This window comes from Allocoleopsis franciscana PCC 7113, assembly GCF_000317515.1.
In the GTDB taxonomy this organism is placed as follows: Bacteria; Cyanobacteriota; Cyanobacteriia; order Cyanobacteriales; family Coleofasciculaceae; genus Allocoleopsis; species Allocoleopsis franciscana.
In genome coordinates this window covers 3175466-3196463 of sequence record NC_019738.1, presented here as the reverse complement: position 1 = coordinate 3196463, position 20998 = coordinate 3175466, and the positions used below count along the sequence as shown (strand labels likewise).

Genomic DNA, 20998 nt, shown 5'->3' with positions numbered 1-20998 from the left:
ACTTCATTCAATTTCGCTAAATTGAGACTGATGGAGGACTATTTCGCCATAGTCTGGAACCCAAGCCATCCATTCAGTGTCCGAGTGCTGACACAATAGCAACGCTTCGTCATGGCTATAGGGACTAGGGCATTCTTGAAGTTTCACCCAAGTTGAAGATGGGCATTCTGACTCTATGGTGTTCACTTCAGGCTTGCTAGACCAATACTGTGGATACAAGCGCTGCGGTAGTCTCACTTCTGGTTGATAACAATCGAGCTTCATCACGGTTTTTCCTTAAATTATCTTCTGATGGGGCGGGCAGCTTTGCCCGTGAGCGCAACGTCAGCGAGCCAGCGAAGAGACAAAGTCTAGGGGAATCTGGCTGTCACGTTTAGCTTGGCTCAGGCAAGTCCCACGTGAAATACGAAAAGATAAGATTATTTCTGTATCTAACACTACAAAATTTACTTTTGTGGAGCAAGAAAATGTTTAATAACTTTACAGACCTTGGGGCAGGTATTGTATAAATGCGATGGCTCAACGTCATCATTGATCGGATCAATCGGCCTCTAAAGATTGATCGGTGCAAGATCTGAGGCTAATTTCGTCCAAAAGCGAACGATTCGAGCTGTCTCACGAGAGAACTACTATTACTTCCTGCTCAGTTAGGGAAGTCATGGAATAGTAAAGTAGGACGCTGGGCGTCCTCACTCGTACTTCATCAACCTTCGTCGGCATCCCCATCCCAACTTAGGGAATACAGGATTAAGACCCAACTGCTCGTTTTTGTGTAAGGAAATCAGTGACCAGTCAGAAAATTGACCATAAAAACTCTAAAGTGTCAACAGCCCCTCATGCACGAAATTGGTTCTGGCTCGGATGTGGCTTCAGTGGAGTGGCAATGTTGTCAGCGACAGTCGGTGCCCTGTTAGCCGTATCGTTTTCCTTAACACCTTTGCTGCAAAAGCATTTGACTCAAGACGAAGCAGCAATTTTTAGTAAAACTGGCAGCCTAACCCGTAGCAATTTACGATTGCCAGAGTTGACCCGACCCGTCAATGTTTTAGTGATGGGAATGAGCGTTTTGACCACTGACGTTCGCAATCCTCCTACCGATGCCCAAAATCTGAGTTATCAGGCGCAGGTTAACTCTTTCGACGGTTTATCGGATGTAATGCTTTTAGTCCGGTTTGACCCCAAAACTGAAAAAATGACCGTGCTCTCAATTCCTCGCGATACCCGTGTGGAGATGGATGGGGTCGGTGTGATTAAGATTAATGCGTCCAATATTAACGGTGGCCCAGCCGCTAGCGCTAAATTAGTCAGTCAGTTGCTCGATGGGGTGCAAATTGACCGCTATCTGCGCGTGAACGTTGAGGGTGTGGAAAAACTGGTAGATGCTTTAGGGGGCGTTATGGTTGATGTGCCTAAGGACATGAAGTACAAAGATGACGCTCAACACCTGTATATCAACCTGAAGAAAGGAAAACAGCACCTCAATGGAGATCAGACCCTACAATTGCTGCGCTTTCGTCAGGATGGGTTAGGAGATATTGGTCGGATTGAGCGACAGCATCTGGTGATGCGTGCGTTGATGGAACAGGCGCTCAATCCTGTAACGGTGACCCGATTTCCCCAAATCCTCTCGGTGGTTCAATCGAATTTAGACAGCAATTTAAGCGTCGAGGAATTACTGGCGCTGGTGGGTTTTTCCGTCAAAATAGACCGCTCAAACGTACAAATGTTAACGGTACCCGGTGAGGCTAATAGCCTGGGGCGGAACCATATCAGTTATTGGATACCCGATTACAGCCGCATTCAGGAATTGATGTCACAATATTTTGATCAAAGTTAATCGCTGATCCACAAACCACTACTGACGGTTGCGAAACTGTTCTGTATCCGGTGTACCGTTACGGTTACGATGATCCTGACTTCCGATCGTTGACTGATATTCTAGCCACTTAGCCAAATTGTGAGAGAGCAGGGCGAAGGATTCTGCTAACTGGGGAGGGACTTCCAAGGGCAAGCTGCCAGAACGGACGTGTAAATCTCGCTGAGGAAAGGGAATTTCAACGTTACGATGGCGCAGAATCGCCTCAATCCGAAAGTAAATATCACTCTTAATGCGGAACTGCTGACGGGGTTCGGAAATCCAAATTAACAACTCAAAATTGAGCGAGTTATCGCCAAATCCCTTAAAGAAAACTCTGGGAGTCGGTTCAGCGAGTACATCCGCATGTTCTTTGGCGGCATCAATCAAAGCGCTGCGAACTACAGTCAGGTTTGAGCCATAAGCGACACCCACGGGTACTTTTAACCGTGATACAGGACTGTGATGAGTCCAGTTGATGACTTCGGCTTCGAGAAAGCGGGAATTGGGAATGATGATTGAGAGTTCATCAAGAGTCCGAAGTTCCGTGCTGCGAACGCTGATGCGTTCTACCGTTCCCATCAATTCACCGACATTGACAAAGTCTCCCACTCGAATCGGACGCTCAAAAATCAGTACCAACCCACTGATAAATTCCTTGGCAATTCCCTGCAATCCCAAACCAATCCCCACACCCACGACGCTAGCGACGATGGTGAGAGAACTTAAGTCCAATCCCCACAGTTGCAGCACGACAATCGTGCCGAGGAAAATCAGACCATAGGTTGCGACTTGAGCGACGGTTTCCTGAGCGGCGCGATTTAAGCCAGTAAACCGTAAAACACGCGATCGCAGTAGCTTTTTGGTTGTTCCCGCCAGCAGCACGACACCTGTAAATAGCCCAACCAGAATGAATACATCTAAAACGGAATAGGATGTGTTTCCTAGAGGAATCAGCTTCGAGACGACACTCCCAACCAGAGTCTGGGTAATCTTGCGGCTCAAGTCCCGTGTGTGGGGAAATAAATCCGTGATGTAAAGAACTGTAAAAGCCAACAGCGCGAGGCGGATGCCAGCGAGGATAATTTGTACGCCAAGCTCTGCATTCAGGCGCGGATGAGTATCTTCTGAATTGGTCATCTCCGTAGGAAGCCTTGGCTGTAGCCAGCGATGCCAAATCCAACCCAAGGCATAACTGCAAGCGATTGCAAAGAAAATTGACCCCACCGAGAGCACAATAGCATTGCGGATATAGGCAAAACTCCGTTGTTCTTGTGCTTCCTTAATCGCCTGCTCTAAACTTCCCGCCCAAATGGCAGCTTGCTCCTTCGCTGAACGTCCAGGGGGTGCATCTTCAGGGGTAACCGTCAGCAAGTGAGCGCCATCTATTTTAATAATCGGTAAATTTTGACTTTCATCGATCGTCACCGGGACTCGCGGTTCAGCATTTTTAACTTTTTGTTGCAGGACGCGATTGGCGTCATCGGCTCGTTCCTGGGCGCTATATCGTCCAGATTGACTCACTTCCAAAAGTCGCCGTCCATCCAGAACAATGGCAGCAGATGGAGGCTCTTTATCCTGAGATTGAGCTAAAACAGGGACGATCCATAATAGACACCCGATGGCGATCGCCACCGCAGCAATCCGGGCAACTAGAGTGACTAGAGACGGGAAGCGTAAGAAGCGATTCATAAATTAGAAATGTGAAAATTAAACGTCAAACGTCAAAGGTAGAATCCTAACGAGACACTGTTGAACCAGAATGCAATGAGCGATTCATCAACATCGGATTGGAGAGTTAGGCATGAAGCCCCACTCAACTGCCTCCTCATCAGGGGTTTTTGTTCGGTCAATTTTTGCAGATTCTTTACCTTGGTACCTCAGCTATTAGAATGAGCTTTACTCTTATGCAGCTTGATCCTATACCAAACCCCCACGAACGTAAAGTTTCTTTAAGCGTTTACAGGGCTGCTGTGAAGCCATCTTCACGGGTATCTAGTGCAAGGAAGGCAGAAGACAGGAGGCAGACGGCAGAAGGGATATTGCCTGTACAGTAAGCTTTTTGAGCTTTTTCAACTGGTCACTTATTTCTGCCAATATGGTCTAGGGACTAAACGCGGAATATATACAACCTTCAGCCCGTTAAAAGTAATATTGAATGATGATCACTGACTTATCTTTACTCTTTACTTCCTGTAAAAGTAACTCCTTGGATAAAATAGCGATTAAAAAATGCATAAATAACTAAGGCCGGCAGCGTTAGCACCATCGAAGCTGCCATAATATAGTTCCAATAACTGATATATTGCCCCTTGAATGTGTTTAATCCTAGAGGAAGAGGGAACATTTCGGGGTCAGATAAAATAATTAATGGCATTAAAAAATTATTCCAAGCCCCCATAAAAATAAAAATGGCTTGTGCAGCTAAAGCTGGTTTAGCTAAAGGCAAAACAATAGATAAGAAGGTTTCCCAACGATTTAATCCATCCAGTGCGGCAGCTTCTTCTAACTCTTTTGGGAAATTAATAAAAAATTGTCTCATCATAAAAATAAAGGTAGCATTGACAACATTAGGAATAATTAAACCTTGGTAAGAATTGAGCCATCCTAAATTTTTCAGAATCAAATAGCTAGGAATCAAAGTAATTTGACCCGGAACCATTAAAACCGCCAGAATTAGAAAAAACAGCAAACTATTCCCTGGGAAACGGATGCGTGCCAAGGCATAGCCTGCCATTGAGTTAAATAAGAGATTAAATCCTGTAATAAAAGCGGCAACAATAATACTATTAATTAACCAACGTCCGAATAACGGTTCTTTAAAAAAGATAGTTCTATAATTATCCCAAGTTAAATTATGAGGAATAAACTGACTACCGCCTGCCATGATTTCTGAAAGCGGTTTGAATGAAGCAGAAAGTGCCCAAGCAAAAGGTAAAAAGGTAATAATAGCGTATAAAATTAGCCCGACATAAAGTAATCCTCTGACCCGATTAAAAATTTTCATTTAATTAGACTCCCTGATTTAGTTCTGTTCTTTAAAGAAATAACGCTGAATCAGGGTGACTAGCATAATAACACCGGCTAGCATCAAAGCTAAGGCAGCGGCATAACCCATATCCAGGCTCTTAAAAGCATATTGATAGATTAAAAGTACAACTGTTAACGTTGAGTTATTGGGTCCACCCGATCCAGCGGAAAAAATGTAAGATTGGTCAAACAACTGAAAGGTTCCGATTACACCCATCACAACAATAAAAAAGGTTACAGGTTTAAGTAATGGCAGTGTAATTGAAACAAACTGATCAAAGGGGTTTGCTCCGTCAAGAGTTGCTGCTTCATAAAGGGACTCTGGAATATCTTGCAACGCTGCTAAGTAAATCACCATATAAAAAGGTGCTGTTGACCAAATATTCATTAACATAATGGATTTTAGGGCAACAGAGGGGTCGCCGAGCCAGTTGTACGTTGGTAGATGGAAAAAAGCAAGAAGGTTATTGAGTAAGCCATTAGAGTTATAAATCCACATAAAAATTAAAGTTAAAACGGCTGACGACGTGACTGTAGGAAGAAAAAAGATAATCCGGAAAAAATTCTTGCCTTTAATCGGAGAATTGAGAATTAAGGCTAAAACAAGAGCTAAAATGGTTTGAATTGGAACAACAATAGATACATATTCAGCCGTATTCTTTAAAGCAATCCAAACCCGCTCATCGGATGCCATGCGAATGAAATTTTTAAATCCAATAAAACGGTAGCTAAAATCTCCTAATATCCGTATTTTGTTAAAAGCTAAAAATAAGGCATAAGTAATGGGTAAAATGACAAAAATACCCATCACAATAATCGTTGGAGCCATAAAGGAGTAGCCCGCGATCGCTTCTCTGACACCCTGCTTCTTCCAAACCCCCCTCATGACCGACTCCCCTGTATGTTAGACACTTACATTACCTAGCAGCTTGAATTTCTTTATTTGCTGATCGCTGTGCTTTTTTCATCGCTTGTCGTAATGATTGTTCGCCAATTAAAGCACTAATAAATTGATTATTAAAGTGAGTTAAAATTGTGGGCAATGTCTCTCCGGCTTGCCAAATTGTTGCATAATCGGCACCTTTGACAAAGGGAACATAAAGAGAATTATTAACATATCCAAGTTCTTCTAAAACGGATTTACGCGCTGGTAGGGCAAGTCCTTCTTTTGCCCAAGCCTTCATACCTTCTTGATTAGTCAAATAAGCAATGAGTTTCCAAGCGGCCTCCTTATGCTTAGTTTTTTTATTCATAACATACGCCACTGTATAGGCCATGGTTCCTTTTTCGCCGTTAACCGTAGGAACTTCAGTGGTGGCAAAATCTAGCTGAGGGAATGTTTCTTGCAAGTAAGGAATCGCCCAAGTTCCTTCGATTACCATTGCAGCTTTACCTTGACCAAACATTTCACTTCCTGTGCTAGCGCCCACATCTGAAGGTTGAGCAGAAGACTGATCTTTACGATACTGCTCAATGATTAATTGCAGACCTTTTAAGCTCTCTGATGTAAAAAATGCTGCGTTTTCCTGCCGATCAATTAATCGACCGCCAAAAGCAGTCATCATAAAGTATTGGCGCGAAAGTTCGGGAGCAATCCCAAATCCATATTGTTCCTTTCTACCATCTCGATTTTGATCGAGAGTCAGTTTTTGAGAAGCCTCACGTAACTCATTCCAGGTTTTGGGAGCTTGATCGATTCCTGCGGATTGGAAGGCTTTCTTGTTGTAAAATAGAGCCAGCGTGGAGAAATCTTTAGGTAAGCCATAAATTCGATCTTCTAGCTGAAACGCTTTCAGTAAGGTAGGCTCGAAGTCATTTAGATTAAACTCTGGATTAATATAAGAGTTGAGAGGCTCAAGCACCCCATATTGCATTAATAAGGGAGCTTCAAATGCGTCTAAATAAAAAACATCAGGTGCCGCGTCACCAATTAATCGAGTTTTAATCACATCCATATATTGGTCATTAATTGTTTCATGCTTGACCTTAATATTGGGATGCTGAATTTCAAATTGATTGAAAACCTGCTCTAGTAACTGTTTTTCGTTGGGGTTGCTTTGCCAACCACTTAACCTTACGGTAATACCTTCCTGTGAATTCCTAAATCCACAGCTTGTTAACGCGAGGAGGAAAAAAAGTAAGCAAACCCAAAACGAGAGGGTTTTTTTCATGTGTTCGATCTTCATCAACGGTAGCGAGTACGAGATGAATTCCTAGTTGATGGGCACGTCAAATATTCTGCTTAGTCTCAGCCCATGCTGTGAACTCTATCTCAAGCAGAAAAATTCAACTTTTAAAAAAATATTTACAAAAAAAACGTATATGAAGAGTAAAAGCTATTACATTGGCTTATTAGTTCATGGTGAACATTTTAGCCTTTTTCCTACTAATTGTCTTGGTCAGACCGAATGTGGTCACATACCTTCATATCAGTTAATTTAATTTAAGACTTCGCGATCGCTCTTAAATTTACCACCTACCTCTGATCAAGAAACGGGCTAAATCATCGCAGATTTAGCCCGTCACAAGTCAACTATTAAGTTTGGCAAGGTTTCCTCTATAACCAATCTACGATGTATCAATCAAACGCAATTTTTTAGAGTAAATACTTCACCCAAACCACAGATAGGCTTTAACGCAGAGCCAGATCAGACCTTAATTTCACCGCCAAGTCTTGTTCTGGATAAACAGCCACCATCTTGACGGTTTTCCGGTTTAACAACCACCCGCCAATTGTACCCAAACCGGCACCACCTATAACTTCTAAAGCTGAAATCGAGCGATTTCCTGTGAGCGCTGCCAGTGCTGCCGCCGCACCTGCACCAATCGCGGTACCGGTCAAAATTGAAGTGGTGTTGGCTCCCTTCTTCACTTCTTCGGTTCTCGTCACCACATTGGAAGTGACATTAATATAATAAGGTCTGACTTGCGTATTACCCAGATCGCGATACAGCGTCAGCTCTTTACCAACAAACTGGGTACCTCGATAAGCCGGTCTGAGCTCGCCCTTAATCTCACTTCCTCTAGGAATTAAAACTCTGCGGTCATTGCCTACGACATCTTCTGCCACTGTTAACGTTAATGGCACCTTTTCATCCGGCATGAGCAGGACTTTGTCTTTTTCGTATCGAACTTTAATGGCAGTGCCAGAGGGAACAAATCGATTATAAGATTCTGAGTCAGGATAACGAGTCTGAGCCAAAGCAGGTGCAGTTGTGATCAAGGGAGTAACAGCACTGCTAGTAATAGTTAGTGCCAAGAAAGCAGCCGTTCCAGTTTTCCAAGACTTAAGGTTTAACATGGGAAATTCTCTCTAACTTGAACAAAAGGGGATACCCAATGACATCCTTTCAGAGTCACTTGGGTCATGAATATTGGGCAAGGCGTAAGGGAAAATAAGGTTGGGTAAGCTCAGCGATTGCCAATGACTAATTGGTAAGAATTGCCGATAAACCGCAACTTGGTAGAAGTGTTCACATTGATCGACTTAAAGGAAACAAAAAGGTTCCTTTTTGGTAGAAGTTATTTTTAAGATAACTGGGTATAAGGCACACAGACTTCATCCGATTGAGTCACCCAATTGGGTGAAGGAGGGGGAGAGTGAGGAGACGAGATTTTTTATGCACTTAAAAAAGAGGTCTACAAGTCAGATTTGGTATAAAACCTCAATAATGAACTAAAACAAAAAATATCGCTGCGCCATGGGTAAAACCGTCGCGGGTTCACAGGTGAGTAATTCCCCATCCGCCCTCACTTCGTAAGTTTCCGGGTCTACTTCCATCTGGGGCAACGCATCATTCAGCTTCATATCTCGCTTACTCAATTGCCGCGTATTAGACACCGCCACCGCTGATTTTTGCAATCCGAGTTGTTCGGGAATTCCCTGTTCTAATGCTGCCTTGGAAACAAAAGTGAGAGAGGTTGCTGCGATCGCACCGCCAAAACTACCAAACATCGGACGCATGTGCACCGGTTGGGGTGTGGGAATACTAGCATTGGCATCGCCCATTTGCGCCCATGCGATCGCACCCCCTTTAATCACAATCTCTGGTTTCACCCCAAAAAACGCCGGACGCCACAGACACAAATCCGCCAACTTGCCCTCTTCCACCGAACCCACATACTCAGCAATCCCATGGGCGATCGCAGGGTTAATCGTGTACTTGGCAATGTACCGCTTCGCCCGGAAATTATCCGACCTCTCCCCCTGCCCCTCTCCTATAAGGAGAGGGGAGTTGAACTCCCCCCTTCCCTGGTAGGGAACCGGAGCTTTAGTGAGGAGGGTTGGGGGGGTTAGGTTCCCCCGTTGCACCTTCATCTTGTGCGCCGTCTGCCAAGTGCGAATAATCACCTCGCCCACTCGTCCCATTGCCTGGGAATCCGACGAAATCATGCTAAATGCACCCAAATCATGCAAAATATCTTCCGCCGCAATCGTCTCCCGACGAATTCTCGATTCTGCAAACGCTACATCCTCTGGAATTCCCCGATCTAAGTGGTGGCACACCATCAACATATCCAGGTGTTCTTCCAGGGTATTGAGGGTGTAGGGACGAGTTGGGTTGGTGGAAGACGGCAACACATTCGCTTCACCGCATACCTTGATAATGTCTGGCGCGTGACCCCCGCCTGCACCTTCTGTATGGTAGGTATGGATCACACGGTTTTTGAAGGCTGCGATCGTCGCTTCCACAAACCCGGCTTCGTTCAGGGTGTCGGTGTGAATTGCCACCTGCACATCATACTCATCGGCAACACTCAGACAGGTATCAATCGTGGCTGGTGTCGTTCCCCAATCTTCGTGTAGCTTCAACCCCATCGCCCCCGCCCTGACTTGTTCCACTAATCCTTGAGGTTGGCTACTATTACCCTTACCCAAAAAACCGAGATTCACAGGGAAAGCATCAGCCGCTTGTAGCATCCGATACATATTCCAAGGGCCAGGGGTGCAGGTGGTGGCGTTTGTGCCGGTGGCTGGACCCGTTCCACCGCCAATCATGGTTGTGATACCGGATGCGATCGCCACTTCAATTTGCTGAGGACAGATAAAGTGAATGTGGCTATCAATTCCCCCAGCCGTAAGAATCATCCCTTCTCCCGCCACCGCTTCGGTACCCGGGCCAATAATGATATCAACGTTGTCCTGAATATAGGGATTCCCCGCTTTGCCAATTTTGAAAATCTTGCCGTCTTTAATCCCAATATCTGCCTTAACAATGCCCCACCAATCGAGAATCAGGGCATTCGTAATCACCAGATCAACGGCACCATCGGCGTTGGATATGGGGGATTGTCCCATCCCATCCCGAATTACCTTACCGCCGCCAAACTTCACCTCATCGCCGTAGGTGGTGTAGTCCCGTTCCACTTCGATGAACAGTTCCGTATCCGCCAGACGGATGCGATCGCCTACTGTTGGCCCAAATGTTTCTGCATAAGCGCGGCGATCCATTCTATAACTCATCAATATCTCCTCACACCCATTTGGATTTTCGCTATTCTTTCCAGTTTCTTAAAGCTTATAAATGATGAATTTTGAATCCCTCAAATGTCATCGAGAAACCATTCCCGTCCGGAGAGGCGCACATTAACCCTACATTAAGGGTTTCAACTGGGGTGAGATAGGCAAGACGTAGCATCGTATATTGTTCCCCATCCAACGAGTATTGCACCTCTATCGCCGTACCCCGGCGAGTAACATGCATCCAAAGCGAATCTGGATTCTGTGGCATGGGTACGACAGACCAATCCGAGTAATCTCTAGTTACCACAGCGCTAACTTGTTGTACACCATTCACATACTCAATACCACACTTTAACCAGTTGGCTTGATCCAAACGCAGCATGATTCCCGCCTGATCGTACAACTCCTGATACTCGCCACTCACCTTTACCTCAACGATGAAATTTCCCTTGACTGGCTGATAAAAAAAGTGCCCATTATCACGAATGAAGCCGTAGTGAGTTTCGCGCCAAAAGTCTGTTTTTGCGCCCGAAGTAATTTGGATTGTATTCTCTTGGACATTCCAAACGGGTGGTTTATTATACCATTCCATTTTTCAGATTTACTACTTAGATTAATGATTTTCTTGTCGATGAAACTCAGCGGTAAAAAGTAATCGCCCACTTAGCAAAAAGACCCTATACACAACGAAAAAAGTTTCTAACAACCTCCTATTCATTCCCTGGTAATTCGCCAAACTGTTCTTGATAACGTGCTAACAATTCCTCTGGTGTTAAAATCCGATTTCCTCGCTGGTCAAACCAATATAACCACTCGCGCTGTAATCCTTGGTGAATACCAATTCCCCGTCCAATTCCTAACCCGATTTCAGGCATCCAAAATGGCTCACCAATTTGACGTTGATAACTCCCATTAACTAACTGATAAATCTCAAACGGCTCTTGTTGGTCTCTGCGCCAAAAGTCGGGATTATAGATGACGTAATATAACACTTTTAGTTTGGCATAAATTGATATTTTTTGGTCATACTCTCCCCCTGGCGTTTGGGAGACGATTTCTAAAACAAAAATGGGAACGATCTCCTTTTCTTCCCATACCACGTAACTTTTGCGTAACTGATTTCCGCGAATACGATCAACGCCCAAACTTAAGAAACCATCCGGCACAATCGGAACTCTAGTATTGATACCAGTGGTATGGTAAATTCCCATATTGACCCCAAAAAACCAATCAAAGCGCTGACCCCAAATGAAACCGAGAATCAAGCCTAATAAATTGGGGACGAGAGTATGAAGTTCATTATCCACTGGCAACCCATCAGAGTCAGGCAATTCATCGCTTGTTGGTAAGCGGAGCTTGGGGTCAAATTGTACCATACCAATATCCCTCTCAACTCTGGTTTAATCTTAACTTAAAGGCACATACCCCTTACATATTGGTGCTATCTATGCCAATAAATTTCTATTAACAACTCTCGTCAACTCAATGGTAGCAACTGGGAAAAAAGTAACGGCAACGGCAAAAGTTTCATCCTTTAACAAAGCCTGAATCGCTACAATACCCTGCCAATGCCAGAATAGAGCCGTTATGACGCACCGACTTTATCGGCTACGCTGTTGAAACCACTGGCAGCATCGAAACAGCCAGTGCATGAGAGCCAATAATTAGCAGGATTAAGAGCAAGTATGGCACGTGGCGATCAAATTTACGTAATGCAAGAGTTTCTCAGCCTTGAAGGTGTCTATGAGCATCATGGCATTGACTGTGGCGATGGCACCGTGATTCACCAACGCAAGCGAACGGAGACAATTGAGCGCACGTCTTTTGCTACCTTTATGAATCACTCCAAGTCTAAGGTGTATGTCAGGAACTATCGAACCTGTTTTATCCCAGATGCGGTAGTGCAACGGGCAGAAAGCCGATTAGGTGAAAAGAATTACAATCTGCTGTTTAATAACTGCGAACACTTTGCGACTTGGTGTAAGACGGGTATTAGCGAGAGTCGGCAGGTGAAAAACTTTATCCCCATAATTGCAAACCTTGATACTGATAGTTTGTCTGCCCCTATTTTCCTCGCGCTCAAACACTCTGATCGGGGTGACGCAATGCGATCGCTCAATGAAGCTTTAGCCACGATTAAGGGAACTTGGGATAATATCCAACCAGAATATAAGCAAGCTGTTCAGGAAATTGACGCTTGGCAGCGAGTCGCCCAGCAAGCACTGAAACAAGGCAGAGAAGACTTGGCGCGTGAGGCTTTGAAAAAGAAACTTTTCTACAAAAAACGGGCGACTGAAGATCAAGCGAAGCTGGACAAACTTGCAACGATGACGGAAACGCTCATCCGTAATCAGACGGCTTTGCAACAGATTCTCTGAATTCGCTTTCAGGCTTAAGTATCCAGCCGACTATTAATTCTGCCGTTGAATCCGTAAACTTCACGCGTCCCCGTAAACGGTACTAACTTCACATCCCGTTCATCTCCCGGTTCAAAGCGGACGGCTGTTCCGGCGGGAATGTCTAACCGCATTCCTTTGGCTTGTTCTCGATCAAAATGGAGTGCTTCATTAACTTCGTAAAAATGAAAATGAGAACCCACTTGAATCGGGCGATCGCCTGTATTCGCCACCTGCAATTGCACGGTGGGACGCCCTGCATTGAGTTCAATGTCTCCCTCCTGGGTGATGATTTCTCCGGGAATCATGCTATTCTCCGTCTCAACAAAGTGACTCTAACAATCCGATTTGAAAGGTGAGTTTTTGACTCAATCACAAAACTCACTCAAAGCTCCGATCAACCAGAGTATGTTGTGCCAATTCTCAGATTGTCCAATCACCTTCAAGTTGAGCAAATAGGAATTTATCTCCTATTTACACAATCTTTATTATCTCTCTACGATGCATTGTAAAAACATGTGTTAATAATTGTATACAACTTTATTAAGTTTTATTGCAATGGATATTCTCAAAAGCCTGGTCGGTAATTTAGCTGTCGTTAGATATTTAGTCGTTAACGGCAGAAAATACAGACCCTGTGATCTGGAAAGGCTCTTAGATACGATTGATGAATGTTTGGAAAAACTGGAAAATCTCTCAATTGAGGAAATCCAAGCTTTTCAGCAGTCTGTGACGGATTGTATCAACAGCATTGAGGCTCTCAGAGAGCAGGACGCAAAATCTCAAGTACACAGACAAGAGATTGACACTCTGATCGAACGACTCCATCAAATTATTGACCGATGTAGGCGACTTCAAGAAGTAGAGCAGTTAGTCTTACGAATTATGCTAAGTGTGAAATTATATGGATAAAATCTAACGAATTGGGTCATGCACTGTCACCAGTTTAGTGCCATCGGGAAATGTCGCTTCTACCTGGACTTCATGCACCATTTCTGGCACGCCTTCCATCACCTCATCCCGCGTTAGTAAGGTAGTTCCATAACTCATTAAATCCGCCACAGTCCGTCCATCCCTCGCGCCTTCTAAAATCGCCGCAGAAATGTAGGCAATGGCTTCTGGATAGTTGAGTTTTAAGCCTCTGTTTTTGCGTCGTTCTGCTACGAGGGCGGCGGTAAAAATGAGTAATTTATCTTTTTCTTGGGGCGTCAATTGCATAGGGATTGAAGGTTAAAGGTTAAAGGTTTGAACGTTCAACTCTTTTGCCAGACTCGTGGTGGACAACCGGGGCGTCCCAAAAAAGACAGGCGAAGCAGTTGCCAAACCTCCGTAAACCAGTTTCTCACCTCTGAGGTGGAAGAACCCCGATATCGGCACAATAATCCTGACATGAGTTGAGTTACACCAGCTTCTCCCTGACGTTCCTGGGTTGCCCAAATTAATCTGGCTTTCTCGATCATCTCTGGAGAAACCGCTTGCCCCACCCAAGCCAGACTTGCCACAATTGGTTTTCCGGCTAAACCATGAGGACTATCCAGGACTTGTTCCTCCCCAGGTAGCCATTGCCGATCAATCCATAACGGGCGTCCTTGCTGCCAGACTTCAGTATGCGATCGCCATTCTCCTTGCAAGAACCTTTCCCCCCTAGCACTGCGCCCAAAGCGTGTAATCTCCCATCCCAGCCAACTGGCTCCCGGTGCTAATTCTACCCGCAAATCTTGCTGATAAATGGCACCATTGAACACAATGGTTTCCTGAGGTAACCACTCTAAACAAGCCGCTTGATCGATTTGAATCTGAATCGTTTGTTTGGCGGGTTGTCCTTGGGGACAGGCACGAGATTTACCTTTACTGCCATAGATTTTACTCGCCGCAGCCGTTGTAATTAAGGCATGGGCGTGAGGAGAGAGGTGGATGGTTTGGGAGAGGCGATCGCCCCCCACTATTCCCCCAGCCGTATGCAACACCACACTATGACAAACCGCTGACCCCTCTGGATAAAACGATCGCTGCACCTTTAACGGCGCTTGCACTTGGGCGTGAGTCAACTGAGTGCCGTTGTGATCATGGGCATAGACTAACTGCAAGCTGCCATGCCACCCTGATGAGCTGTTGTGCATTTTATTATGAGGTTTGCGGGGGAGCGGGGGTGCTGGGGTGCGGGGGTGCGGGGGTGCTGGGGTGCTGGGGTGCGGGGGAGTGGAATTGAGTGCTTTTATCTTGTTTTCAACAGATACAATTTAAATGCGCGTTAGCTTACACATACTTTTTCCTTTGCGCTCATCCGTTTCAGCTCTAACTTATCTACATCCTAAAGACTCACGAGTCGCCATACCGGTTTTGGAATTGACACCCGTTGCCCTAGCGCAGAGTTTTTTGATCTGAACACCATCTAAAACCGCATCTGTGAAGTCAGCCCCGGTGATGTCTGCCTCATCAAAGCGAGAACGCAGCATAATCGCTTCTGTCAACACCGCATCGCTCAAATCGGCACCTGTGAAGTCGGACAGATAAGCAATTCCACTGGTAAAATCTGCCCCGTGCAGAGAAGCCTGTTTTAGGGTTGAACTGCTAAATACCACATTCCGTAAATCTGCATTATTAAAGTTGGTTTGCTCCAGATTGACGCTGGTAAACTCTTGCCCAATCAAGCTTTGATTGGAAAAATCCTTGCCAGTGAGTTCCCCTTTGCCCACGGAGCGAGAAATTGAAGAAGAGCTGGCGGCTTGTGCCGATAAAGGGAAGAACAGCAGAATGAGTGCCAACAGGAATGCCGCTAGTGGCTGAAAGTACCTCATGATCATCTGAATTTTAGCGATCGCTTTACTTTTTTTCAGGATTCTTCAGGAATCTTCAGCTTCTTAGCTTACCTTATTCCAGGCTGGAGTAACTCCATTGCCCATTAAAATGCACATCTATTTAAAACGGTTCTAGGAGACAGCACATTGCTTTAATTTAGGGCAATAAATCCACACCTGGTTGCTACTAGAGACGACAAGATATCTTCTTCCTCATGAGTAGAATCAGCTTGGGACAAGTCGTTAAGTAATCGGAATCAGGCGAGCTCTCACCTGAGCCTGCTTGAGCGATCGCACTAGGCGTTGAGCTTGGTGTTTATACAAAGAGACTTCCAATACCCCTGGTAAATTGTGCATCAAAGCTCTAGCGGTGCTGAGTTCACAAGCGGAAATTCGCGCAATCGCATTAGCCCCCTCAAAAATCGCTTCTGGGTTCATCGCTTTCTCTACCAACACTCGCCAGCGTTTGGGCAGAATGCTCTTAAACCCTTCTTCAATGCGTCGTAAACCCATACTGGTGGCTAAAACCACCATGCGATCGCCAATCGCTAAACGAATATCATCCGATGGCATAAACGTAGGTGTGTCTTGCCCTTTTTGGTAAAGCACCGGCACCACGCCGTAGCCATAAGCCACCTCTGCCAACAGCAACCCATTGAGGGTATCACCGATTTCAATTTTGTACTCCGTCACCAAAATGGTTTGGTTATCCAGGCGAAACAGATTATCAATATTTTCCCCAAACGCCGCTCCCGCAAACGCTTCTGCTGCCAATGCATAAGCACACAAAACTTGAGCATCGGGCAACAACTGTGCCAAATTCTTACTCAATCCTTCCTCAAAAGTCCGGATGACTAAACCCCCTGCCGGATTCGCTGCATGTGCCATCAACCCAACTTCTAGATTCAGCATCTCATCATCCGTGGCGACCAAAACACTTTTTGCTGTGGGTAGATGCGCCATTTTCAAAGCTTCGGCAAAATTTCCGGTAATCACGGGTAGTTCCGGTAGGATATTGGGGTCAAGCTCGGTATTGGTAATCCCTACCACCGATTGCTTAAATTCTTGCAACATCGCTGCCACTCCCTGACCGACGCGACCTAATCCAATCACCACCACATGGTCTTGTTGCGGCACGGGTGGACGGCGCTTTAAAAACTGGAATCTAGCACTTAAAAGCATTTCCGTAAGCAATGCATACAACACGCCCACAAAAGCGGTGCCTGCTAAACCGAGTCCCAGACTAACCAACTGCAACCACCAAGGAACCGGAATCTGGATGTCGAATCCGCCATATAAATCTCCAAATCCGCCCAACAGCAGGATTGCCGTTGTGTAAAAGGCGTTTCCTACGCTGATTTTGGGATAATTTAATAGATACAACAGTGTGCCCAACAGCCATAGAACCAGCACACCAATCCCACTGACAATTGCTACACGCTGCACCTGACGCTGATAGGTGGATTGCCAGAATTGATGAAGCCTGCGTTTGAGATTGCGCCAATTACAACCTTGAACAATGTCTTGCCAAATGGGCTTGCGTTCTCGCTTCGTCTCCGTGACGGGTTTCTCAGAACGGCTCAAAGATTCTTCGGTAACTTCAACGTAGACCAGAGCGTCTCCTGCTTGCACGCAAGCATTCGGTTCCCACTGATGAAATCCTGTCACCACTCTGGATGAGTTGGGTGTGTGGCTCAGAACCCGGCGTGTGGAACTGTTGAAATCATGTACCAACCTTCTGCCAAGCAGGTCGCCCGGTTGGATGCGACGCTTCACCACCCGGAGTTGATGTCCTTCTAGGTTGAAAAATCCCAAGGTCATGGTGCCCATCGCCGCTAGGGCAAACGTCGTTACGGGGAGTTGAGTTGGCTCAAAGGAGACAAAATTCCCCAAGTGTTGACTCAACAGTTCATTGAGATTTTCTTTGGCGGAACGCACCACTAAGCGCGTGTGGGGATTCAAGAGCCGTGCGGTAAAGGCGGCTTCTGTATTGATGCGTTCGCTACTGGTAACCAGGAGGACAGCCCGACACTGCTGTATTTTGGCCTGTTTTAAAACACTCTCTTGGCGGCAATCGCCGATCACTAAGTCTTCTAATAAGTTGGGTATATCAGGAATCTCCCAGGTTCTGGGTTGCACTTCCTCAATGGCAATGATACTCACCCCAAATCCCTTAAGCGCGACAACACACTGCTGACCCAAACTGCCTAGCCCACAAACCAAAAAACGGTCTAGTTTTATTGGAGAGGCATGGGATCGCTGCTGGGAATTCGCAGCCGTTTGCATTTTTCCCGCCATTTGTCAAGCTAATTTAGCTTCGATTATAGGCGAGGGTGTGGTATAAAACCTAGCTTTCAGGGCTTTTTTTGGGGCATGTTGATGAAGAGTTGGGGTGCAGGGGCGGCTCATCGGACTGACACCCATTTACCGTTGAGTCCTGAACTGATGTTGCTTGCTCAGTCAACGTTGAGAACGATCAGCATCCTCTGTCATTCGAGACGCGATCGCTCTTAAAACGTAAGCCAATCCCTCATGAGACAAAAGGCTCATCTGTGCAATTATATAATCGACAAGGTGGCTATTTGTAGATACCAACACCAAACCAGATTCTTGGCCCAACAGCCTCCTGACAATTTCAGCTTTTTCTTGTTTAGATAGCTGTTTAACCTGTTGCCACACAGGCTCTACACTGTTGTGAGGCTCATCTACCTGCACTAAATCACGGTCGTACATCGCCCTAGCTCCTGAAATAACGGCGAAACTGGACGGATTATAAGGGGGCAGGCTCTCTCCATGTAACCGTGTATTTACGGAAAGAACAAATTTTCCAGAGCATTCGCACTGAGTCCGTAAGTTGTATTAGTGTGCAACGCCCTGATGCCTGAGCCAGAATAGGTTGAGAACGGAAGAAACCAACAGAGGCATCAGGGGTAGATACCAGTTCAGATTGAACAACAGCAAGACAAATGGCAATTAACTATCCAATCATTGAAACCCAGCTGAGACTGATCCGAGCCTTACAAAAGGGATATGCTGAAGCCCTCGAAGCAGGAGATTGGCAAGCTGCCGATTACAGAGCTGCTCACTTACATAAATTGTGTGAAGGGCTGCACCATCTGAGTCAGTTGCTCGATAAGGGACGCAGTGTCCCGGATACGGGAACGCTCAAAAATAGGGATAGCTGGCTCAACAGTATTCGTTCTGCCCCAACAAATCTCTCCCTCGAACAACCTCTGATTGGGGGTAATCCACCTGTGGGTTCACCGCCTTCATTGCCAGAGATAGAGCCTGACCAGCTAAACGATGAATGGCGCAATAGTTTTCAGCGTTCAATGTCAACATCGGTTGATGATCTCTAGTCTTGATATTGCTGATGTTGAAGTCGTTAGTCAACAACCTCACCGCATAGGCGGATGGGGTTTATAATTCTCCATCGGTTTTGCCAGTAGGATGGTATCTCTGCTTATGAATAAAGCACCAAAACTAGATTTAATCGTATTAGTTGGGTAAAAATTTAAGTCTTGTTTAATCCATATTTCATCCTTAATACTTTAACGATTTTGTATCGGCAAAGTAACTACAAACTCTGTGCCCTGATCTAACTGCGAAATCACCTGGATTTTGCCCTGATGTTTCTCTACAATTTGGTAACAAATTGCCAGCCCCATTCCTGTTCCTTCCCCCACCTGTTTAGTGGTGAAAAACGGGTCAAATATTTTCTCTTGGATGCTTGGGCTAATTCCCTTGCCATTATCGCGGATTCTCACCTCTACTTGCTGACCATTGACAAGTTTTGTCTGAATCAAAATCTGGGGATCGCAGAGTAATTGATGATGCGATATAAGTTCATCAATAGCATTAGTAATGATATGCCAAAAGACTTGATTAAGTTGAGCGGGATAGCACTCCACTAAGGGTAATTTTTCATACTGATTGATGACTTCAATACCCGGATTGAGTCGGTGGTTCAAAAGCAACAAAGTATTGTTAATACCTTCATTGATATCCACCTGTTTCATTTCAGATTCGTCCAGGTGGCAAAAATTACGCAACGATAGAATAATTTGTCGGATGCGCTCCGCTCCGGTGTGCATGGATGAGATAATTTTGGGCAAATCTTCCCCAATAAAATCAAGTTCAGCGTCCTCTATCCTGTTCTTAATTTCAGGCTCAGGTTGGGGATAGTACTGCTGATACAATTGTAGGATTTCTAATAACTCTTGGGTGTAGTCGTTGGCGTGGCTCAGGTTTGCGTAAATAAAGTTAACGGGGTTGTTGATTTCATGGGCAATTCCGGCAACCATCTGACCCAAACTAGACATTTTTTCGCCCTGAATCAGTTGGGCTTGGGCTTGCTTCAATTCCCTGATTTGTGTGGCTACCTGCTGAATCAGTTGATTGAGAGAGGTGGCTAAAACTCCAATTTCATCGTCGCTGGTAACAGGGGCTTGTAGCTCAAAATTACTCTCTTGAGTGGCTTGCTTAGCAACCTTCGTGACGGCTTTAATGGGACGAGCGATCGCACGACTGGTATAGAGGGCTAAAGTCATAGCGATCGCCATAGATAGCACCATACTCATAATAATGATGGTCAATCGTAAAACCTTAGCTCTTCTAAAGGTCGCTCCAGCTTGCTTTTCTTGAACGCCTGTGGAATCAACGAGTTTCTCTAATGTTTGAGAGAGTTGTTCAACCCTTGCACCTTGCTTACCATTGACAATTTCCTGTAAAATCTGCTCTCTTGCTGCAATATCTTTTTTTGTTGGATTAGGGATAGTTACTTTTTGTAAGAGTGACTCCAGTAGCTGCGTATACGAGTCTACTTCCCGATCGCAAACCTGCAAAAATGTTTTTAAGTCTGTTGCATAGTCTTCGGGAAGAGTGTGATAATCTTTTAAATTATATTTGAGTAAAAAAAGTTGGTTGTTGGCTTCCGCAATGCTTGCTTGTAATTGCTTAATGTCTTGAGGTTGAAGTTCATTTTTTTGAGAGGAAATAATCAGTTTTTGCTGATTAAACTTTACCTGCCAAACTGCTTTTTCTAAATGATCGATTCTCGTATATCTTTGCTGGGCAATTCTAAATTGCTCCACACCTTTGTCATCATAATACTCACCCACCATTAGTCCTACTCCAGTTCCCAGGATGGCAATACCAATGGATAAGATATAGCCGGAGCCAATCTTTTTGTGAATACTCCAATGATGAGTGATGTAATTGAACCAGTTTCCAGTTTCTGCTATAATCTTGAACCTTCGCTTTGACTGAGCTTTAAGAGACTTGCTTTTATGAGTTGGGTAGATACCAGAATCTGAGTAGTGCATAAAAGACCGTAGCTCCAATAGGTTCATTTGTATTATTCGATGCCAAACACCAACCAGGAAAACCTTATTGGAAGAACTGATGTTGAGTTGGCCTCTCGAACGGGTGGGGAAACGGTGGGATGTCTTTCCAT

At 45.1% G+C, this 20998-nt stretch carries 20 protein-coding genes; 4 read left to right on the top strand and 16 right to left on the bottom strand.

Translation table 11 applies throughout. The features are described from left to right. Positions 1-3: 3 nt before the first annotated feature. Entirely contained in the window at positions 4-264 is a 261-nt protein-coding gene (locus MIC7113_RS13430) for a hypothetical protein (protein WP_015182711.1), read from the bottom strand. Between the two features lie 520 nt (positions 265-784). On the opposite strand from MIC7113_RS13430, the gene MIC7113_RS13425 reads away from it, so the two are divergent. Next, positions 785-1837 carry an LCP family protein gene (locus MIC7113_RS13425; protein ID WP_015182710.1) on the top strand — a complete coding sequence of 351 codons (1053 nt, stop codon included), beginning with the start codon at positions 785-787 and terminating at the stop codon, positions 1835-1837. An 18-nt stretch (positions 1838-1855) separates the two neighbouring features. Here the strand turns inward: MIC7113_RS13425 and MIC7113_RS13420 are convergent, their stop codons facing one another. The 8 genes from MIC7113_RS13420 to MIC7113_RS13385 form a co-directional block, all read right to left on the bottom strand. After that, positions 1856-3547 (bottom strand): mechanosensitive ion channel family protein, encoded by a 1692-nt coding sequence (locus tag MIC7113_RS13420; RefSeq protein WP_015182709.1) that lies wholly within the window; start codon positions 3545-3547, stop codon positions 1856-1858. Positions 3548-4034: 487 nt separating this feature from the next. Then, positions 4035-4862 (bottom strand): carbohydrate ABC transporter permease, encoded by an 828-nt coding sequence (locus MIC7113_RS13415; RefSeq protein ID WP_015182708.1) that lies wholly within the window; start codon positions 4860-4862, stop codon positions 4035-4037. Between the two features lie 18 nt (positions 4863-4880). Continuing rightward, a complete protein-coding gene (locus tag MIC7113_RS13410) occupies positions 4881-5771 on the bottom strand; it encodes a carbohydrate ABC transporter permease (RefSeq protein WP_015182707.1) in 891 nt (296 codons plus the stop codon). A 31-nt stretch (positions 5772-5802) separates the two neighbouring features. Beyond that, positions 5803-7056: an ABC transporter substrate-binding protein gene (locus MIC7113_RS13405; RefSeq protein WP_041780044.1), complete on the bottom strand. Its 1254-nt coding sequence runs from the start codon at positions 7054-7056 to the stop codon at positions 5803-5805. Positions 7057-7517: 461 nt separating this feature from the next. Further along, positions 7518-8186 carry a hypothetical protein gene (locus MIC7113_RS13400; RefSeq protein WP_015182705.1) on the bottom strand — a complete coding sequence of 223 codons (669 nt, stop codon included), beginning with the start codon at positions 8184-8186 and terminating at the stop codon, positions 7518-7520. Positions 8187-8561: 375 nt separating this feature from the next. Continuing rightward, positions 8562-10349 (bottom strand): urease subunit alpha, encoded by a 1788-nt coding sequence (gene ureC / locus MIC7113_RS13395; protein WP_015182704.1) that lies wholly within the window; start codon positions 10347-10349, stop codon positions 8562-8564. Between the two features lie 55 nt (positions 10350-10404). Then, positions 10405-10941, bottom strand: coding sequence for a DUF1349 domain-containing protein (locus MIC7113_RS13390; protein WP_015182703.1), 537 nt, complete (start codon positions 10939-10941; stop codon positions 10405-10407). Between the two features lie 118 nt (positions 10942-11059). Continuing rightward, on the bottom strand, positions 11060-11725 hold the full coding sequence (locus tag MIC7113_RS13385; protein ID WP_015182702.1) for a Uma2 family endonuclease: 666 nt from the start codon (positions 11723-11725) through the stop codon (positions 11060-11062). Positions 11726-12034: 309 nt separating this feature from the next. Between MIC7113_RS13385 and MIC7113_RS13380 the strand changes: the two genes are divergently transcribed. Next, positions 12035-12727 carry a lecithin retinol acyltransferase family protein gene (locus MIC7113_RS13380; RefSeq protein WP_015182701.1) on the top strand — a complete coding sequence of 231 codons (693 nt, stop codon included), beginning with the start codon at positions 12035-12037 and terminating at the stop codon, positions 12725-12727. A 14-nt stretch (positions 12728-12741) separates the two neighbouring features. On the opposite strand, the gene MIC7113_RS13375 is transcribed toward MIC7113_RS13380, so the two are convergent. Then, positions 12742-13053, bottom strand: a complete 312-nt coding sequence (locus MIC7113_RS13375; protein WP_015182700.1) for an urease subunit beta — start codon at positions 13051-13053, stop codon at positions 12742-12744. A gap of 250 nt (positions 13054-13303) precedes the next feature. Between MIC7113_RS13375 and MIC7113_RS13370 the strand changes: the two genes are divergently transcribed. Further along, positions 13304-13657, top strand: coding sequence for a hypothetical protein (locus MIC7113_RS13370; protein ID WP_015182699.1), 354 nt, complete (start codon positions 13304-13306; stop codon positions 13655-13657). Between the two features lie 3 nt (positions 13658-13660). On the opposite strand, the gene ureA is transcribed toward MIC7113_RS13370, so the two are convergent. The 5 genes from ureA to MIC7113_RS13345 form a co-directional block, all read right to left on the bottom strand. After that, entirely contained in the window at positions 13661-13963 is a 303-nt protein-coding gene (gene ureA / locus MIC7113_RS13365) for an urease subunit gamma (protein ID WP_015182698.1), read from the bottom strand. 35 nt (positions 13964-13998) lie between these two features. Then, positions 13999-14865 carry an urease accessory protein UreD gene (locus MIC7113_RS13360; RefSeq protein ID WP_015182697.1) on the bottom strand — a complete coding sequence of 289 codons (867 nt, stop codon included), beginning with the start codon at positions 14863-14865 and terminating at the stop codon, positions 13999-14001. A 180-nt stretch (positions 14866-15045) separates the two neighbouring features. Continuing rightward, the gene (locus MIC7113_RS13355) at positions 15046-15543 is read right to left on the bottom strand and encodes a pentapeptide repeat-containing protein (RefSeq protein ID WP_041780042.1); all 498 of its coding nucleotides are present in this window, start codon (positions 15541-15543) and stop codon (positions 15046-15048) included. Positions 15544-15786: 243 nt separating this feature from the next. Further along, positions 15787-17841: a potassium channel family protein gene (locus tag MIC7113_RS13350; protein WP_015182695.1), complete on the bottom strand. Its 2055-nt coding sequence runs from the start codon at positions 17839-17841 to the stop codon at positions 15787-15789. 162 nt (positions 17842-18003) lie between these two features. After that, positions 18004-18276, bottom strand: coding sequence for a hypothetical protein (locus MIC7113_RS13345; RefSeq protein WP_015182694.1), 273 nt, complete (start codon positions 18274-18276; stop codon positions 18004-18006). A gap of 233 nt (positions 18277-18509) precedes the next feature. On the opposite strand from MIC7113_RS13345, the gene MIC7113_RS37615 reads away from it, so the two are divergent. Next, positions 18510-18902: a hypothetical protein gene (locus MIC7113_RS37615; RefSeq protein WP_015182693.1), complete on the top strand. Its 393-nt coding sequence runs from the start codon at positions 18510-18512 to the stop codon at positions 18900-18902. A gap of 192 nt (positions 18903-19094) precedes the next feature. Here the strand turns inward: MIC7113_RS37615 and MIC7113_RS39430 are convergent, their stop codons facing one another. Next, entirely contained in the window at positions 19095-20867 is a 1773-nt protein-coding gene (locus MIC7113_RS39430; RefSeq protein WP_015182692.1) for a sensor histidine kinase, read from the bottom strand. Between the last annotated feature and the right edge of the window lie 131 nt (positions 20868-20998).

Bases quoted from the DNA above. Each gene is read 5' to 3' on its own strand.
- MIC7113_RS13400 (WP_015182705.1), bottom strand. From the start codon at position 8,186: ATGTTAAACCTTAAGTCTTGGAAAACTGGAACGGCTGCTTTCTTGGCA.
- MIC7113_RS13370 (WP_015182699.1), top strand. From the start codon at position 13,304: ATGGATATTCTCAAAAGCCTGGTCGGTAATTTAGCTGTCGTTAGATAT.
- MIC7113_RS13405 (WP_041780044.1), bottom strand. From the start codon at position 7,056: ATGAAAAAAACCCTCTCGTTTTGGGTTTGCTTACTTTTTTTCCTCCTC.
- ureA (WP_015182698.1), bottom strand. From the start codon at position 13,963: ATGCAATTGACGCCCCAAGAAAAAGATAAATTACTCATTTTTACCGCC.
- ureC (WP_015182704.1), bottom strand. From the start codon at position 10,349: ATGAGTTATAGAATGGATCGCCGCGCTTATGCAGAAACATTTGGGCCA.
- MIC7113_RS13430 (WP_015182711.1), bottom strand. From the start codon at position 264: ATGAAGCTCGATTGTTATCAACCAGAAGTGAGACTACCGCAGCGCTTG.
- MIC7113_RS13360 (WP_015182697.1), bottom strand. From the start codon at position 14,865: ATGCACAACAGCTCATCAGGGTGGCATGGCAGCTTGCAGTTAGTCTAT.
- MIC7113_RS13350 (WP_015182695.1), bottom strand. From the start codon at position 17,841: ATGGCGGGAAAAATGCAAACGGCTGCGAATTCCCAGCAGCGATCCCAT.
- MIC7113_RS13380 (WP_015182701.1), top strand. From the start codon at position 12,035: ATGGCACGTGGCGATCAAATTTACGTAATGCAAGAGTTTCTCAGCCTT.
- MIC7113_RS13345 (WP_015182694.1), bottom strand. From the start codon at position 18,276: ATGTACGACCGTGATTTAGTGCAGGTAGATGAGCCTCACAACAGTGTA.
- MIC7113_RS13390 (WP_015182703.1), bottom strand. From the start codon at position 10,941: ATGGAATGGTATAATAAACCACCCGTTTGGAATGTCCAAGAGAATACA.
- MIC7113_RS13420 (WP_015182709.1), bottom strand. From the start codon at position 3,547: ATGAATCGCTTCTTACGCTTCCCGTCTCTAGTCACTCTAGTTGCCCGG.
- MIC7113_RS39430 (WP_015182692.1), bottom strand. From the start codon at position 20,867: ATGCACTACTCAGATTCTGGTATCTACCCAACTCATAAAAGCAAGTCT.
- MIC7113_RS13355 (WP_041780042.1), bottom strand. From the start codon at position 15,543: ATGAGGTACTTTCAGCCACTAGCGGCATTCCTGTTGGCACTCATTCTG.
- MIC7113_RS37615 (WP_015182693.1), top strand. From the start codon at position 18,510: ATGGCAATTAACTATCCAATCATTGAAACCCAGCTGAGACTGATCCGA.
- MIC7113_RS13415 (WP_015182708.1), bottom strand. From the start codon at position 4,862: ATGAAAATTTTTAATCGGGTCAGAGGATTACTTTATGTCGGGCTAATT.
- MIC7113_RS13410 (WP_015182707.1), bottom strand. From the start codon at position 5,771: ATGAGGGGGGTTTGGAAGAAGCAGGGTGTCAGAGAAGCGATCGCGGGC.
- MIC7113_RS13385 (WP_015182702.1), bottom strand. From the start codon at position 11,725: ATGGTACAATTTGACCCCAAGCTCCGCTTACCAACAAGCGATGAATTG.
- MIC7113_RS13375 (WP_015182700.1), bottom strand. From the start codon at position 13,053: ATGATTCCCGGAGAAATCATCACCCAGGAGGGAGACATTGAACTCAAT.